1 pseudogene is annotated in these 1,481 nt (G+C 73.4%); it reads left to right on the plus strand.

Features of this window, described 5'->3' with window-relative positions:
- Positions 1 to 1,481 (plus strand): annotated as a pseudogene (locus tag B0W88_RS34110) (hypothetical protein); the annotation flags it as partial.

Below are 1,481 nucleotides of genomic sequence, written 5' to 3' on the forward strand. Positions count from 1 at the left end.
GCCAGCACCGTCGCGGGCAAGCTGGACGCCACCGCCGGCACGGGCGCCATCGCCCAGACCGGCGCCCTGACGCTGGGCGCCGACGGCAACCGTTTCACCACCAGCACCAGCGGCCAGACGATCACGCTGACCCAGGCCAATGTGCTGGGCGGCAGGACCGTGGCGCTGGCCAGCGGCGGTGATGCCAGCCTGGCCGGCGACACGCTGACCCTGGCCGCCAGCACCGTCAACGGCAACCTGCTGCTGCAGGCGGCCGACCACATCGGCCAGAGCGGCGCGCTGGCCGTGACCGGCCTGAGCACGCTGCGCGCCGCCGGCAGCGCCACCACGGTGACGCTCACCGATGCGACGAACCAGTTCGGCGGCGGTGTCCAGTTGGCAGCCGCCAGCGGCGCGGCAATGCAGGCCGTGCAACTCGCAGCGACCGGCACGCTCGCCGTCGGAGGCGACGCGCTGACGCTGGACATCAGCGGGGACGGGCCGCTCGTGCTGACCGGCGGCAGCTACACGACGCTGGACCTGGCCAGTGGCCGCGGCGTCAGCCAGGTCGGCGGCATTTCGGTCAGCGGAGACCTCGTGCTGACCGCCACCGGCTCGGCGCCGCTGGACGTGAACCTCGGCCATGCGGCCAACGAGCTGCACAGCGTGCGCCTGGCCGCAGGCACGCCGGGCTTCGGCACGGTCACCCTGCAGGACCATGACGCCGCCGCCAACGGCCTCAGCGTGATCGGTGACGCCAACGCCCTGAACGTCATCGCGCTGGGCGGCCTGACGATGGCCGGCGGCCGCTATGGCAGCCTGGACCTGAGCACCGCCGGCGCCGACATCGGCCAGAGCGGCGTGCTGACCGTCACCGGCCTGGCCCGACTGGACGCCGGCAGCGGCTCCATCGTGCTCGACGCGGCGGCCAACGACTTCGGGTCCGTGCTCATTCCCGGCGCCGCGTTGGCACGCCTGACCGATGCCAACGACCTCGTGGTCGCCGGCGCCGTGATACAGGACCAACTCGTGCTCACGCTGCCCGGCACCGCCCGCTTCACCGGCGCCATCTCCGGCGGCGGCACGCTGCTGCTGCAGGGCGGCGGCGCCCTGCTGGTGGAAGCCCCGCTGAACAACAGCGGCGGAACACAGGTGAACTCCGGCACCCTGATTCTTTCCGGCAGCGCCGCCCAGATCGGCAGCGGCCTGCTGACGATCGGCGCAGCGGGCACGCTGGAGCTGCGCGATGGCGCGGTGCTGACCAACGCAGTGCTGGCCCAGGGCGGCCTGCTGCATGCCAGCAGCGGCAGCGGCAACCAGATGAGCGGCGCGCTGACCCTGGCGGCCGACACCACGATCACCGTCGACGGCGGCGCCGCCCTGCAGCTCTCCGGCGCCGTCAGCGAGAGCGGCGGCGCACGCAGCCTGACCAAGAACGGCGGCGGCCTGCTGCAGTTCTCAGCCACCGACACCCGCACCGGCGCGACGCTCGTCGACGCCGG

It is taken from the genome of Pelomonas sp. KK5, from assembly GCF_001984095.1.
In the GTDB taxonomy this organism is placed as follows: Bacteria; Pseudomonadota; Gammaproteobacteria; order Burkholderiales; family Burkholderiaceae_C; genus KK5.